We start from the raw sequence: 14,397 nt of genomic DNA, 5'->3' as shown, positions 1-14,397 counted from the left end.
TCAGTGCCCTGCCATCTTCTGACCGATCACTTTGATATCTGCGCTCTCAATCGAGCTTTCGTAGGCAAACTCCCCTTCACTGATAACGATTAGGCGATCAGCCAAAGCCAGCAGTTCGTCTATATCTTCACTAACGAGCAGCACGGCAACCCCGCGATTGCGAGCTTCCACAATAGAGTTGTGGATGAAGTCCACTGCTGAAAAGTCGAGGCCAAAGCAGGGGTTAGCGGCAATCAGCAGCTTGACCGACTCTGAGGATAGCTCGCGGGCCAGCACAGTGCGCTGCACGTTACCTCCAGACAGGTTGCCCACAGGCGTCTCAGGAGTGGGGGTTTTGACCGAGAAACGGGTGATGAGTTCTTGAGCCGAGCTGCGAATGGCCTTGAGCATGAGCCAGACATTCCACTTGGCTTGAGGAGCCCGATCAAATGTTCGCAGGGCCATGTTTTCTGCGACCGACATGGTGGGCACACAGGCATTTTTTAGCGGCTCCTCAGGCAGAGCGCAGACCCCGTGACGGAACATCTCAGCTCGTGTGGCTCCGTAGGGGGTGCCGTTGACCAAGATGGTGCCTTGGGTAGGCAGCCGTTGACCGGCCAGCACTTCGACCAGCTCCCGCTGACCGTTGCCAGATACCCCTGCAATGCCGACAATCTCACCGGAATGGACGGTCAGGTTAAGGCCGTGGATGGCAGGCAGGCCGTTGTCTTTGTCGGCGTGCAGGTCTTTTACCGCTAGAACGGGCTGCCGATTATCGACAGCGACTTTGGCAACTTCTTTGGCCTTGCGTTCTTCGCCCAGCATCATGTGGGCCATTTCTTCGATAGACAAGTCTTTGACCAGGCCCTGACCGGCTTGCTTGCCCTTCCGCAAGACCGTTACTTCATCAGTAAAAGCGGTTACCTCCCGAAACTTATGGGTAATCAGCAGAACGCTGAGATGACCTGCGGTGACCTCCTGGCGGATCAGTCCTAAGACCTCGTCGGCTTCGTCGGGGGTCAGCACTGAGGTGGGTTCGTCTAAGATTAAAATGCGGCTCTTGAGGTAGAGCTGCTTGAGGATTTCCAGCTTTTGTTTTTGTCCGGCAGCCAGCTGGCCTACGGGCATTCTTAGGTCCACCCGGAAGGGAGAGCGCTCCATAAAGGCTTGAAGTTCTTCGTACTCTGCCTTCCAGTTGATCATCGTGCCGGTGTCGTAGCGAGACAGCACCAGGTTCTCAGCCACAGTCATGGCAGGAACCGAAGTGAAGTGCTGATACACCATACCAATGCCGCACTCATGGGCATCTCTGGGGCTTTTGATTTTGTGAACCTGCTGATCGACCAGAATTTCGCCGGAGGTCGGCGCATAAAACCCCATAATGCATTTGACCAAGGTGCTCTTTCCAGCCCCGTTTTCGCCTAAAAGGGCATGAAAGGTGCCGGGTCTTAACAGCAGAGAGACTGTATCTAAAGCCACTAAACTGCCAAAGTGCTTGGTCATCTCCACCACTTTGAGTTCGGGGGGGACGACTAGGGGTATTTCTGGCTTCACTGCGATCGCATCCATTAGCCGATTGCCTCTATTAAATCCTGGGAACTTGCTACAGCACCAAATACGCCACCCTGCATCTTAATCATCTGGAGAGCGGCCAGATAATTTCCGTAGTCTGTAGCACCAGTGCAGTCGGCCAGCAACAAACATTCATAGCCTCGGTCGTTGGCGTCGCGCATGGTGGTGTGAACACAGACATCAGTAGTAATGCCCGTCAAAATAATATTTTGAATGCCTCGGCGCTGCAGAATCAGGTCCAGGTCGGTAGCGTAGAACGAGCCTTTGCCTGGTTTGTCGATCACGACTTCACCCGCAATGGGAGCTAGTTCGGGAATAATCTCCCAGCCCAGTTCTCCCCGCACCAAAATTTTGCCGCAGGGGCCAGGGTCGCCAATACCTGCGCCAATTCGCTGAGAGCGCCAACGCTTATTTTCTGGTAGGTCGGAGAGATCGGGGCGGTGGCCTTCGCGGGTGTGGATGATGGTGTAACCGTGCTCGCGCATTGCGGCCAACACTGTCTTAATAGGGCCAATAGGGGCACGGGTCAGCGTCAGGTCGTAGCCCATTTTGTCTACATAGCCGCCCTGACCACAGAAGTCGGTCTGCATATCAATAATAATTAGCGCCGTATTGTTGGGTCGCAAGTCTCCGTTGTAGGGATAGGGATAGGGATCGGCGTTGACATAGCGGCCCATAGCAATTGCAGGGAGATTGGTAGATTTCAGCATGATCAGTAAAGGATGGATATCATTCTCTGGTGTTCCCAAAAGGTTCACCCTGGACAAATATGCCCAAGAGAAGTTTAGCCCTCTCAAGAGAGCTTGATACCTGAACTGACTGATAAAGCTCGGTGGGGTGACTAGGGGCCGTTTGAGAAGTAAACGCAGCCTATTTGGAACCCCCTCACCCTCTTTTAAGGGGGGTAAGGGAGATTGGTAATTCCTCTTCTAGACAAGGTTAGAGGAGGGGGTTGGGCAAAAAGCCTACTGGGCTGAGTCTCGAATCAGCTTCGCGTAGGTTTCGGCCGGGCAATCGCCTAAGTGATCAGCCTGCTGCCGCTCCGCTCCATTCATGTAGTCAACAGCAAACAGGCCGAAGCGAGGCGTGTAAGAACCCCACTCGTAGTTATCGATCAAAGACCAGTGGAAGTAGCCCAACAGTGGCACTCCGGCCTGCTGCAAATGCTTTACCTGCTCCAGGTGGGCGGTTAAAAATTCGCTGCGCGACAGCCCATCGGTGCGGCGGTTAGCCGTGTGATTATTGAACGTGCGCTGCAGAGCCATGCCATTCTCGGCAATCATAATGGGGCAGCGATCAAACGTTTGGGAATATTCTTGGCAGAAGAAAAAGAGCCCTTCGGGCAGCACGTGCCAGTCCCACCACTTACGGCTAATGCCTGCCATCAGTCGCCCGCGAAAATCAGTCTTGCCGCCTGCCAGCTCAGCCAGCTGCGGGAACTGAAAGCTGTGGGCAAAAAATGGGTCGTAATAGTCCAGCCCAATAAAGTCAAAGACGCGCGGTCGCGGAGAGGCTTCTAGGGCCTGATACGTTTCGTTCAAGGCTGTCCCAGTAATCACCTGCTGGCCGATGCGGTTGGCCAAACGTCGCAGCCCTCGACCAATCTGATAGATGGCTCCCTGCCGCTGAGGCAATTCAGCCGCCTGCAGGCTTTTCTCCCAGCTGCGGGCGCTCTCAGCCAAGTAATCTCGCAAGGTGTCGGCGTTAACCGGATGCTGCCGCAGATCGAGCAAATCCCAAATGACTTTCTCTGACCAGTACAGGTCGCTGCAGTAGGTGTTGAGCGCTACCTGGGGCCGGGGCCAACCCGCAGCCTCGTAGAGGTCATGAATTAAGTTATAGGCCTGAACATGGGCCGCCAGCATGTGGTTGTACCCTCGCAAAGCTGCCCCTGGGCCCCAAGCTTCGCCGGGAAAGTCTCCCTTTAAATAAGTGTTGGAGATGAGAATGTTAGGCTCATTGAGGGTGATGTACCAGTGCAGAGGCGGCATCTGGTGATGGTCTACCAGGCGGCGATTGATGTGGGTGACGGTGACCTGGACGTAGGCCAAATAAGCCTTGATGGTGTCGGCACTGAGCCAGGCATCGAGCCCTAGCCAGGCTGGATGGGTAAAGTGCTGTAGGGTGACCACTGGCTCTAGGCCAGACTGGCGGCAGGCGGCGATGCGATCGCAATATCCATCCAGTGCCCCATAGTCAAACTCAGGGGCTGCCCCTCGCTTGGCTGTGGTGGTTGGCTGCACTCGGGGCCACTCAATGCTGAGGCGAAAGCCGTTTAGCCCCATCTCCCGACAGTTTTGAAAATCCTTGGGGTAGTGCTGCCAAAACCGAGCAGCGTCGCCCGTTTCTTCAACCCGGCCCGACTGCTCCCACCAGGTCCAGTTATTTTGCGGCTGATCAGGGCCATTGTAGCCGCCCTCATGCTGGTAGCCAGAGGTCGAAACGCCCCACAGAAAAGGCTGGGACGGGGAAATAGGGGAATCAGTCGGCAGGGACATCGGCAAAGGGTGTGACATCTTTGGCTTGCAGAGAATCGGCTTGCCAGTGGGCCAGGATATGCTTGGCGATGGCTAGAGCCGCGTCAGGTTTGCCCAACAGGGTAGCCCGCTCACTCATATCGCGGAGACGACCCGCATGGGTCAGCAAATACTCGACGGCAGGGGCAACCATTTCCAGCAGACGGAGCTGCACACCCGCGCCTGCAGAAGCAATCACATCAGCGTTTTGTTCCTCCTGGCCGGGGATCGGGTCTACGATTACCATCGGGGTACCCCTCGCGAGAATTTCGCTGGTAATGAGCCCGCCAGCCTTAGTGATGATCAGGTCGCTCGCTACAATCAGGTCGTCGATGTAGTCGATCATGCCAACCTTCTGCAGCGTTACCTGATGTGTGCTGGTGATCTCTTCTAGCGCGTCTAGCAAGGTCTCGTTGCGACCCGCAGCCACTACTAGGGTATCCATGCTGCCGTAAGCAAGCAGATCCTTTACCAATTGACGCACACGCCGGGAGTTGAGGCCACCTCCCATGAGAGTGACTATTTTTTTATCAGAAGGAATATTGAGATGCGATCGCGCTTCAGCCCTGTCCTTCGGCTCCATCATCTCCAGCCGAATCGGAATGCCCGTCACGTGGAGCAGCGTTGGATCAACCCCCCGCTGCACTAAAAAGTTCTTGCTCAAGTCATTCGGCAGGAAAAAGCCATTCACACCCTTGTTAATCCAGGTGCTGTGGGCAATGGCATCCGTCACCACGACATACTGCGCTCTGACCAGCCCATCTTCCTCGTTCAAAAGCTGCAACAGCCGACTGGGAATCTGCTGCACGCAGACAATCACATCCGGGCTAGCCTCTCGAATCAACGTCTCCAGCTTGCGAAAAAAGGGACGCTCTAGCCTAGCCCAAGTTAGATTGTTGTCCAGCGACTTTTCCAGATCAGCAATGTCGCTGCCCTCATAAAATGCCTTGTAAAGCTGAGGTAATCGCTCACTGAGCTGCTCATAAGACTCCGTAACCGCCCGACGATAGATCGGACTGGCATAGTCAAGCGCATCTTCGCTGCTCACCTCAATCTCTGGCAGTCGAGCAAACGCCGCGCTGAGAGCCTTGGCCGCAGCGACATGCCCCGAACCCAAGGAAGAGTACAAAATCAAAACTCTAGTCATGGGGTACCCCAGCTGGCCTGAAACGAGAAGCCTCCTGGCATCATAGCGGTTTGGTTAGGTTAACTGGTGAAATTTAGGTTAACCAGAAGGGGGAGACGTGGGGAAGGGAGACGCGGGGACGCGGGGACGCGGGGAGGGGGAGATGAAGGAGGTGGGGGAGATGAAGGAGGTGGGGGAGATGAGGAACTGTTCAGGTTCTTGTGTAAGTTTGGTTTCAAGAACGGAAAATTAAGGGTTTCAGCCTGGCTAACTCCGAGTTTTCGAACACTCCCACTTTGGCCTAACTTTCGTCCCCGCGTCCCCTTGTCCTCTTACTCTCTGTCTCCCCGTCCTCCTACCCCCCCAACCCCGGAATCAGCCCACCCCCTAGCCGCTTCATCACCCGATTTGCTACGTCAGCGTAGCGAATCTCTCCTGCCAACAGTTGGCCCAGCCGCTGGGTGGCTGTAGGCCGCTTAATGCCGACTCTGTAGCCAATGCCCGGCACCCGGTAGAACAGGCTGGCGATCCGCTGGGCCCACTGCATATCGGCTCCCCACTCCTCATGCATGGAACGGGTATAGGCAGCCAGGGCCTCGGCATTGCCGTTAAGAGCCTGATGAATGGCCCCTGCTGCCTTCACACCGCTGACCATCGCTGGTCGAATGCCCTCAGCTGACAGCGGATCGACAGTGGCAGCGGCTTCTCCGACTAGAACAGCTCTGTCTCGGTGTAGGGGACGGTTGCCGTCCCAGACTTTGAGGGGGTGGGTAAAGGCGCTGCCTTGGCTATAGGAAAGGCCGAAGGACTGGGCATAGGGCTCTAGGTAGGTCTTGAATTCCTGTAGGTTTTTGCCCCGGAAGGCGCAAGCGCCGATGGAGTAGCCCTGATGTTTAGGAAAGTTCCAGAGACAGCCGTTTTTGACCAGGCCAAACTCAAAATTGATGGCACAGGTATCTTCTAGAGGAGTGTTGGTGGGCACTTCCAAAACGCCAGCTAAGCGCACCTCCTGCTCTGGGAAGCCCAACCACTGAGCCATCGGCCCATCAGCTCCATCCGCCGCAACCACATAGCTGCCCTCAAAACTGCCGTTTGCAGTATTGACCTGCCAGTAATCGCCCTTAAGCTCAATGCCTGTGACTGCGGTACTGTCCTGGAGCTGGGCTCCCTGAGTTTGGGCCTGCTGTACTAAGAAATGATCAAAAACGTCCCGTCGAACCATCCAGATTGGTTCTGCAGTCTGCAGTTCACCCTCAACGGGATCGCCTAACTTCCAGGTGTAGCGAACTTTGCGCATGGTGCGATCGATGGCGGGGGCAAAATCGAAGTCAAACCACTGGGCCACACTGGGCGATACGGCTCCACTGCAGGGCTTGTAGCGGGGCAGTGCTGCTTTTTCTAGCAGCAGTACACTGTGTCCCTGCTTAGCCAGATGGTATGCGGTGGCGCTGCCCGCTGGTCCCGCCCCAACAATGATGCAGTCATACATGGTCTGCCTACCTGATCGCTTTTTGTGCGTGAAATTACCTTTTCATACCCTTGAAGAATACGTGAAGGAATCTGTACAAATCTCCTTCTGACCGAATTGTTTTGCGGAATTCACCTAGCCAGCCGGGAATTCTAGGGGGAGAGTACGGCTCAGGGAGCCCGAACACAGCAGACTGACCCATGCAATATCCCCGGAAAGGTCTTCAGACAAACTGATTGGATCTTGTTAACCTTCTGGCAATAACCGCTATGAGAGTTGTTCGGCAAACGTCTACTCAGCTAACGCTGCGGCTAGTTCCCTGGCTGCTCTGGCTGATGGGCGGCATTTTTACCGGGGCGGGTCTGATGGTCTGGCTGGCCCTTGGGGGAGAGACCGTTTTTGAGTGCACTCGCACTGCTCCAGCCCAATGTGAGCTAACCCAGAGCAATCCGTTGGGCAGCCGCTCGCGCACGTTTTCGCTAGCTGGCCTGCAGCAGGCTGAGGTAGAAACTCACCGAAACAGCGATGGCGACCACACCTACCGGGTGGTGCTTACAACCGATCAGGGTGTGGTGCCGCTAACCAATGCCTATAGCTCTGGCAACGGCTTTCACCAGAATCGGGCTGCCCAGATCAATCAGTTCATCCAAAGCCCAGCCGCCGCTTCGCTGCGTATTCACCAGGATGACCGCTGGATCGGCCTGCTGTTTTTAGTTCTTTTTAGCGGCACTGGCTTGGCCTTAATGCTGGTTGTCGGCAAAGTGGTCACCTGCGATTTTGACAAAAGCATGGGCCAGCTAACCTTTACCAAGCGGGGTCTGCTGGGAGCTGAGACGGTTCAGCATCCGCTGCATCATCTAGTGAGCGTTACGCTGCAGCGCTCTAGCGGCAGCAAAGGTGGCAATACCTACCGCCTAGCTTTGGGGTTGAAGACTGGGGAAACGCTGCCTTTGACGAGCTATTACGATTCGGGCAAGCGAGATAAAGAAAAAACTGCCAACGCTATTCGCAGCTTTCTGGGACTGTCTGCCTCAAGGGATTGGCATGAAGATCCCATGATGACCTTGGCTCAGGTTGGTAATGTAATGAATCTGGTAGTTGGCGGTAAAGGCAAACGGCAGGAAACCATTGCCAACTGTCAGAACCAGATTCGCCAAGACCCTTGCAATGCCGATGCTTACTACACTTTGGCAATGGCGCTAGTGATGCAGGGCGAGAAGGAGCAGGCACGGCAGGTCTTAGAAGCGGGCCAGACTCGCTGTATGCAGAATGGAGATCAGGAAAAAGCCCTGCGGCTGAATCAGGCAATCGGGCAGTTTGGGCTAAAGGTCTGAGTGTGGTGGAGTAGTCCCTGAGTATATGCTTTGATGAGCACGCTTTGCTTTGCCTACAAAACTTAGATGACAGCGATGCACTCGATTTCGACCAGCACGTCCTTGGGTAGGCGGGCCACTTCGACGCAAGCGCGGGCCGGGGCCGATTCGTCGCCAAAGTGTTGGGCGTAAACCGCATTCATTGCTGCGAAATCATTCATGTCTTTGAGAAACACTGAAGTCTTGACCACGCTGTTAAGGGTGGTTCCGCCTGCTTCTAGAATGGCAGACAGGTTTGCGATCGCTTGTTCTGTCTGAGCTGCGATATCGCCTTCGCCAACAATCTGGCCGGAAACCGGATCAAGGGGAATTTGGCCGGCGACAAAGAGCAGTTGACCGCTAGCGGCAATGGCCTGGTTGTAGGGGCCGACGGGGGCGGGAGCCTTGTCTGTTTGAATTACTTTGCGGGTCATGGAGTACCGTTGCGTTGGGTTGCCGTGACTGATTATCCCTTAGTTTCACTGCTTAAATCTCGTCACCAAACCGGGGTCGAATGCCGTGGTGGCGGTAGTGCAGGTAGTCTTGCAAGATGCGATCGTGGTCAAAGCAGAGATTTTTAGGTAGCTCCCAGGGGTTAAAAGCGTCTACTGCCTTAGCGTCGTCTCCGGCTCCAGGTTCGCCAGTAGCGGTGGCTAGAAACACGACGCTCATCGTATGCTGGCGGGGGTCGCGGTTGGGGTTGGAGTAGACGCAAAACTGCTCCACCAGGGAAACCGCCAGCCCAATTTCTTCCTGAGCTTCTCGACGGGCGGCCGTTTCAACCGCCTCGCCATAGTCTACAAATCCCCCTGGCAAGGCCCAGCCGTAGGGCGGGTTGTGCCGCTCAATTAACAAAATGGGGCGATGGGGCCGATCGATCAGTTCAATGATCAGGTCGACTGTGGGGGCAGGATTACGATGCGTCACTACAAACTCCAGGCAAAGGGCTCCCCTGTTCTACTGAATTTGACACCACTCGCCTCAAATAACACAACCGCTTGACAGGACATTTTATATTCCCTAAGGCAAAGATGAAAATCCAACCAGGGTAGCACTCTCGGCTGAAACTGCCGTGTTAGAGTCATTGGGAATATTCCAGGGCACGTTATGGCTTCCTCCAGAACCAGCGGAATTTTGCTGCACCCTACCTCCCTGCCGGGTCACTACGGCATTGGGGATCTTGGCCCAGAGGCTTATCGCTTCGTTGATTTTCTGGCGACTACAGGGCAGCAGATCTGGCAGGTACTACCCTTGGGGCCAACCGGACACGGCAACTCTCCGTACCTCTGCTTCTCCTCAATGGCAGGCAACCCCATTCTGATTAGTTTGGAACAGCTGCGCGATCGCAACCTAATCGACCAAGCCGATCTCGACAACCTGCCCGACTTTCCGGCTGATTACGTGGATTTTGAGCAGGTTGTGCCAGCCAAGATGAAGCTGCTGGAAAAGGCCGCCGAAACCTTCCAGGCCCATGCTAGCGAAGAAGATCGCCAGAGTTATGCCCAGTTCTGCGAAGCTGCCGCCTTCTGGCTAGATGACTACGCTTTCTTCATGGCGCTCAAACAGGCTCATGGCGGAGCCGGTTGGTCAGAATGGGACTCGGCTATTGCCCGCCGCCAGCCCGAAGCCATGCAGATGTGGCAAGAAAAGCTAACCGTAGAAATTGCTCGCTTTAAATACAAGCAGTTTGAGTTTCACCGCCAGTGGTCATCGCTTAAGCAATATGCCAACGAGCGCGGCATCGAAATTGTTGGTGATATTCCAATTTACGTGGCTCACGACAGCGTTGATGTCTGGGCCTATCCCGACAACTTCATGATCGACCCTGAGACGTTGCTGCCCTCTGAGATGGCAGGCGTACCCCCCGACTACTTCAGTGCCACCGGCCAGCTCTGGGGAAACCCCACCTACAACTGGGCCAAGCTCGAAGAAACTGGCTTCCACTGGTGGCTGATGCGAATCCGAGCCATTCTCGACTATGTAGACTGGATTCGTATTGACCACTTCCGAGGGTTTCAGGCTTACTGGGCCGTGGCCCAGGGCGAAACCACTGCGATGAATGGCCACTGGATAGAAGCCCCTGGCGAGAAGCTTTTCAACAAGGTGAAGGAGGAATTGGGCAGCCTGCCCATTCTGGCCGAGGATCTGGGCCTGATTACTCCCGAAGTGCTGGAGCTGCGGGACCAGTTTGGGTTCCCTGGCATGAAAATTTTGCAGTTTGCCTTTGGCTCCGACAGCAAAAACCTCTACCTGCCCTTTAACTACCCCCGCAACTGCATCGTCTACACCGGCACCCATGACAATGACACCACCGTGGGCTGGTTTAACCAGCTAGACGAGAGCGAGCGCAACCGAGTGATCATGTTCCTAGGCTGTCTGTCACCAGCAGGCGTGCATTGGGATCTGATCCGGGTGGCGATGATGTCTATTGCCGATCGCAACATCATTCCCATGCAGGATCTCTTTGGCCTAGGCAGCGAGTTTCGCATGAATACGCCGGGCAAGGCCGACGGCAACTGGTCTTGGCGCTACCGCTCAGAATCGATCACTGACGACGTTTGCCATGAGCTACGAGAGCTAACCCGCTTCTCCGACCGTGCCCCTGACCACTGGTACTAGGCGAGCACAATCTCAGCTTCGATAAAATCTGGAGCGTGCTTTAGAGTAAAGCCGACTTTCTCACAGACGCGCTGCATGGGCCGGTTTTCATGAAGGATTTCGGCAGTGATACGCTCTAGAGATTCGTCTCGGCCTACTTTTAGGAGCTGTTGCAGCAGTTGGGTACCTAATCCCTGATGCTGGTACAGATCGCTCACCAGCATGGCAAATTCCCCCTCATTCAGGCCGTAGGACTTGCTCAGACGGGCGACTGCTAAAATCTCCTGCTCGCCGGTTTGGGGCTGATGGCGATCAACAACCAGCGCCATCTCGCGGTCATAGTCGATAAAGCAGATGCGGGTCAGCCGGTCATGCGCGATGCGGCTGCTCAGCTTCATTAGGTGAAAGTAGCGAAAATAGACGCTTTCTTCGGAGAGGGTCTGGTGGAATTTTACGATTAGCGGCTCATCTTCGGGCCGAATGGGGCGAATAGTTACCCGCGTGCCGTCTTTCAGCTGCCAGGGGGTAACGTACTGAACCGGGTAGGGCCGAATGGCAGGCTTCGGTAAGCTAGCCAGGGCCATATCTGGGGGATGCAGGGCAATGCGGGCATCTAGGGCTAGCAGTGGGTGAGCGCTGTCGGTTGCCGATATCAGCAGCGGGTTGATGTCGAGTTCGGCAATTAGGGGCTGCTCCAGCACAAGCTGGCTGAAGCGCACCAGCAGCTTTTCTAGTCCTGCTAGATCCGCTGGAGGGCGGCCTCGCACCCCCTTAAAGGCTTTGTAGATTTTGGTCTGCTCCATCAGGCGACGGGCCAGGGTGGTGTTGAGCGGCGGCAGCGCCACGGCACTATCTTGAAAAACTTCGACGAGCTGGCCCCCCGCCCCAAATAAAATCACCGGGCCAAACTGGGGATCGACACTGCTGCCAACGATCACTTCGTAGCTCTCGTCGCGGTTGATCATGGGCTGCACCGTAACGCCTGTAAACGCTTCGGGGCCAGCTTTGGCGGTAACGGCATCTGCGATCGCACCGTAGGCCTGCCGCACCGCATCGGCATTTTGCAGGTTGAGCACCACCCCGCCCACATCAGTTTTGTGGGTAATGACTTCAGATACCAGCTTCACCACTACTGGGTAGCCGATGGCTTCGGCACAATCTACTGCCGCCTCGGGCGTTGCTGCCGTCTGCGACTCTACGGTAGGAATGCCGTAAGCCCGCAAAATCTGCTTTGACTCCAGCTCCGTTAAAATTGTGCGGCCTGCCGCGCGGGCTGATTGAATGAGGTGATCAACTTGCGATCGCTCCTCTGCATCCACCTCTAGCGGCAGCAGCGCCGGAGTTTCATAAAGGCCGCGCAGATTATAGCTGTACTTCCACATGAAGTTAAACAGCCGCGCCGCCGCATCAGGGTAGCGGTAAGTGGCGATGCTGGCCCGGTTCAAAATAGTCTCCCCGCTCGTAACCTCGGCCCCGCCCATCCAGCTTGCCAAGATCGGCTTTTCGGCATTTTGAGCCAGTTGCTTCAGCTTTTCAGCCGTCTGAGTCGGGTCAGTCATTGCCTGGGGCGTCAGGATAACCAGTAGGCCATCGCTGTTAGGGTCTTTGAGCGTCACGTCTAGCGTCTGACTGTAGCGCTCGGGGTCAGCATCTCCCAAGATATCGATGGGGTTGCCGTGGCTCCAGTGGGTCGGTAGAAATTCGTTAAGGGTGGTTAGGGTGTCTTCAGAGAGGGTCGCCAGCTCTCCACCCGTGGCAATCAGGGCATCGGTGGCTAGCACCCCCGGTCCCCCGGCATTGGTAATAACAGTCAGCCGGGGGCCTTGAGGCCTGTGGGTCTGCTTGGCTAGCACCTCTGCCATATCAAACAGTTCAGCAATCTGGTTGACCCGCAGCACACCGCAGCGCCGAAAGGCGGCATCTAATACCGCATCACTCCCTGCCAGCGACCCAGTGTGAGAGGCGGCGGCCTGAGCTGCCGCCTCTGTCCGGCCCGCCTTGATTACGATGATCGGCTTGGTCAGGGCAACCTCCCGCGCCGCCGATAGAAAAGAGCGAGCATTGCCAATCGACTCCATGTAGATGACGATGCTGCGGGTGCGAGGATCATCGCCCAGGTAGTAAATCAGGTCACCCCAGTCCACATCCAGCATGGAGCCAATGGAGACAAAGGCACTGAAGCCAACATTTTCCTGCAGGCTCCAGTCCAGCACTGCCGTACAGAGAGCACCGCTCTGGCTAATGAAACCGACGTTACCAGAGCGGGCTAGGGTGCTGGCAAAGGTGGCATTGAGTCCATTGAGGGGGTTCATAAGACCCAGGCAGTTGGGGCCAATCAGCCGCAGCGAGCTCTGTCGCAGCAGCTCGCGGATCTGGTTTTCTAGAGCTGTTCCTGCTGCGCCGGTTTCTTTGAAACCTGCTGACAGCACAACCACAGCGCTGACCCCTGCCGCAATACACTCTTGAATTAAGCCAGGGACAGTAGGGGCAGGGGTAGCAATAATAGCCAGATCGACCGGCTCGGGTGTGTCTTGAATGCTGGGATAGGCGCGAATGCCCAGAACACTGCGCCGTTTAGGATTGATCGGGAAAACAGTGCCGCCAAAGGGGCTGCTGATCAGGTTCCAAAGTAGAGTGCGGCCAACGCTGCCGGGCCGATCCGTTGCGCCAATAACAGCAACGGCCTGAGGTGCAAAGAAGGCATTGAGCGGCTGGCGCTCGGAGCGCAGAATATCGTAAGCCGGATCTGTCGTGGGCTTGGAGGGTTTGAGCACGGTAAATCTGCCTCAAAGTAAGGACATCGGCACGGAGATGCTCACCCTTACGTTGTATGCCAAGGATTTAGATCGGCAACGGGTTCTCTTTTTTTCTTAAGGGACTGCTCAACCCTTTGAGTGGTGGAGCCCCCACGTCGCGCACACTATCGGCAACCAAAATCAGTCATAAAGCTAACTGTCGCTAAATGCTGCTCTCTGTGTCTTCCGCTAACTTCAGTGCGCTCGACAATCAAAAGCCCTAAACTTTTGCTAAGACGATCTAATAGAGCGAGCCCATGTCACGTCGAGCCCTAATTTGTAGTGTTTTAAGCATTTGCCTTGTCCTTATTACTTGGCTAACGGGAATGGCTCCAGCAGTGGCGATGGGTGGCCCACAGGTGCCCATTGGCGAACCGGCCCCGGCGTTTACCCTGCCTACCAATGCGGGCGATGGCGAGATTTCGCTAGCAGACTACCAGGGGCAATGGGTCGTTCTCTACTTTTACCCCAAGGACTTTACCTCTGGCTGCACCCTAGAAGCGCAGCGGTTTCAGCGCGATTTTGCTCAGTATCAGGCGCGCAATGCCCAAATCCTGGGCGTTAGCGCCGACGATGTCGACTCCCATGCTGAGTTTTGTGACTCCGAAGGGCTGGAGTTTCCTTTACTCTCTGACCCTAAAGGCCAGGTCAGCAAAGCTTACGGCTCCTGGTTAGGGGCAATGTCTCTGCGGCACACCTACATCATTGACCCGGAGGGTGTGATGCGGGCGCGGTTTTTAGGCGTTAGTCCGCCGATTCATAGTCAGGAGGTGTTGGGGGCTTTGGATGAGTTGCAGGGGGTGGATGGGTAGATAGGTGGATGAGTTGGGGAGTAGATGAGTGGATGGGTTGGGGATAGATGGGTGGATGGGTTGGGGATAGATGGGTGGATGGGTTTGGTCAAGAAGTTTTATAACTCTTCTCTCCTCTTCCCTCTCTCCTCTCTGACTAACAAGCGTAGGCTCAGTGCTTAGAATTAAAGTAGTCCGTG

Annotated in this window: 11 protein-coding genes; 3 read left to right on the top strand and 8 right to left on the bottom strand. The window is 55.6% G+C overall.

Features of this window, described 5'->3' with window-relative positions:
- The 5 genes from H6G13_RS05645 to H6G13_RS05625 form a co-directional block, all read right to left on the bottom strand.
- A complete protein-coding gene (locus H6G13_RS05645) occupies window positions 1-1,548 on the bottom strand; it encodes an ABC transporter ATP-binding protein (protein WP_190482182.1) in 1,548 nt (515 codons plus the stop codon).
- A complete protein-coding gene (locus tag H6G13_RS05640) occupies window positions 1,548-2,228 on the bottom strand; it encodes an isochorismatase family cysteine hydrolase (protein ID WP_190482894.1) in 681 nt (226 codons plus the stop codon). Before H6G13_RS05640 ends, H6G13_RS05645 begins: the two co-directional genes overlap by 1 nt.
- Window positions 2,229-2,516: 288 nt before the next feature.
- Entirely contained in the window at window positions 2,517-4,049 is a 1,533-nt protein-coding gene (locus H6G13_RS05635; protein ID WP_190482181.1) for a family 1 glycosylhydrolase, read from the bottom strand.
- Window positions 4,033-5,214 (bottom strand): glycosyltransferase, encoded by a 1,182-nt coding sequence (locus H6G13_RS05630; RefSeq protein WP_190482180.1) that lies wholly within the window; start codon window positions 5,212-5,214, stop codon window positions 4,033-4,035. The genes H6G13_RS05635 and H6G13_RS05630 overlap by 17 nt, the downstream gene beginning before the upstream one ends.
- Window positions 5,215-5,548: 334 nt before the next feature.
- Window positions 5,549-6,682 (bottom strand): geranylgeranyl reductase family protein, encoded by a 1,134-nt coding sequence (locus tag H6G13_RS05625; protein WP_190482179.1) that lies wholly within the window; start codon window positions 6,680-6,682, stop codon window positions 5,549-5,551.
- A 248-nt stretch (window positions 6,683-6,930) separates the two neighbouring features.
- On the opposite strand from H6G13_RS05625, the gene H6G13_RS05620 reads away from it, so the two are divergent.
- Entirely contained in the window at window positions 6,931-7,995 is a 1,065-nt protein-coding gene (locus tag H6G13_RS05620; RefSeq protein ID WP_190482178.1) for a tetratricopeptide repeat protein, read from the top strand.
- 62 nt (window positions 7,996-8,057) lie between these two features.
- Here H6G13_RS05620 and H6G13_RS05615 read toward each other — a convergent pair whose 3' ends face one another.
- Window positions 8,058-8,447, bottom strand: a complete 390-nt coding sequence (locus tag H6G13_RS05615; protein ID WP_190482177.1) for a RidA family protein — start codon at window positions 8,445-8,447, stop codon at window positions 8,058-8,060.
- A 52-nt stretch (window positions 8,448-8,499) separates the two neighbouring features.
- On the bottom strand, window positions 8,500-8,940 hold the full coding sequence (locus tag H6G13_RS05610) for an NUDIX domain-containing protein (RefSeq protein ID WP_190482176.1): 441 nt from the start codon (window positions 8,938-8,940) through the stop codon (window positions 8,500-8,502).
- Window positions 8,941-9,120: 180 nt separating this feature from the next.
- Here H6G13_RS05610 and malQ point away from each other — a divergent pair, with 180 nt between their 5' ends.
- Window positions 9,121-10,632: a 4-alpha-glucanotransferase gene (malQ, locus tag H6G13_RS05605; protein WP_190482175.1), complete on the top strand. Its 1,512-nt coding sequence runs from the start codon at window positions 9,121-9,123 to the stop codon at window positions 10,630-10,632.
- Here the strand turns inward: malQ and H6G13_RS05600 are convergent.
- Window positions 10,629-13,385, bottom strand: coding sequence for a GNAT family N-acetyltransferase (locus H6G13_RS05600; RefSeq protein WP_190482174.1), 2,757 nt, complete (start codon window positions 13,383-13,385; stop codon window positions 10,629-10,631). The genes malQ and H6G13_RS05600 overlap by 4 nt on opposite strands.
- A 278-nt stretch (window positions 13,386-13,663) precedes the next feature.
- Here H6G13_RS05600 and H6G13_RS05595 point away from each other — a divergent pair, with 278 nt between their 5' ends.
- Window positions 13,664-14,218, top strand: a complete 555-nt coding sequence (locus H6G13_RS05595; protein WP_190482173.1) for a peroxiredoxin — start codon at window positions 13,664-13,666, stop codon at window positions 14,216-14,218.
- Window positions 14,219-14,397 lie beyond the last annotated feature (179 nt).

Origin of the sequence: Pseudanabaena sp. FACHB-2040, assembly GCF_014696715.1 — a bacterium.
GTDB lineage: Bacteria > Cyanobacteriota > Cyanobacteriia > Phormidesmidales > Phormidesmidaceae > JACVSF01.
Note: the sequence above shows the minus strand (reverse complement) of the source record. Positions and strands in the feature narration are given on the sequence as shown.

Bases quoted from the DNA above. Each gene is read 5' to 3' on its own strand.
- H6G13_RS05625 (WP_190482179.1), bottom strand. From the start codon at position 6,682: ATGTATGACTGCATCATTGTTGGGGCGGGACCAGCGGGCAGCGCCACC.
- H6G13_RS05640 (WP_190482894.1), bottom strand. From the start codon at position 2,228: ATGGGCCGCTATGTCAACGCCGATCCCTATCCCTATCCCTACAACGGA.
- H6G13_RS05635 (WP_190482181.1), bottom strand. From the start codon at position 4,049: ATGTCCCTGCCGACTGATTCCCCTATTTCCCCGTCCCAGCCTTTTCTG.
- malQ (WP_190482175.1), top strand. From the start codon at position 9,121: ATGGCTTCCTCCAGAACCAGCGGAATTTTGCTGCACCCTACCTCCCTG.
- H6G13_RS05645 (WP_190482182.1), bottom strand. From the start codon at position 1,548: ATGGATGCGATCGCAGTGAAGCCAGAAATACCCCTAGTCGTCCCCCCC.
- H6G13_RS05620 (WP_190482178.1), top strand. From the start codon at position 6,931: ATGAGAGTTGTTCGGCAAACGTCTACTCAGCTAACGCTGCGGCTAGTT.
- H6G13_RS05595 (WP_190482173.1), top strand. From the start codon at position 13,664: ATGTCACGTCGAGCCCTAATTTGTAGTGTTTTAAGCATTTGCCTTGTC.
- H6G13_RS05615 (WP_190482177.1), bottom strand. From the start codon at position 8,447: ATGACCCGCAAAGTAATTCAAACAGACAAGGCTCCCGCCCCCGTCGGC.
- H6G13_RS05630 (WP_190482180.1), bottom strand. From the start codon at position 5,214: ATGACTAGAGTTTTGATTTTGTACTCTTCCTTGGGTTCGGGGCATGTC.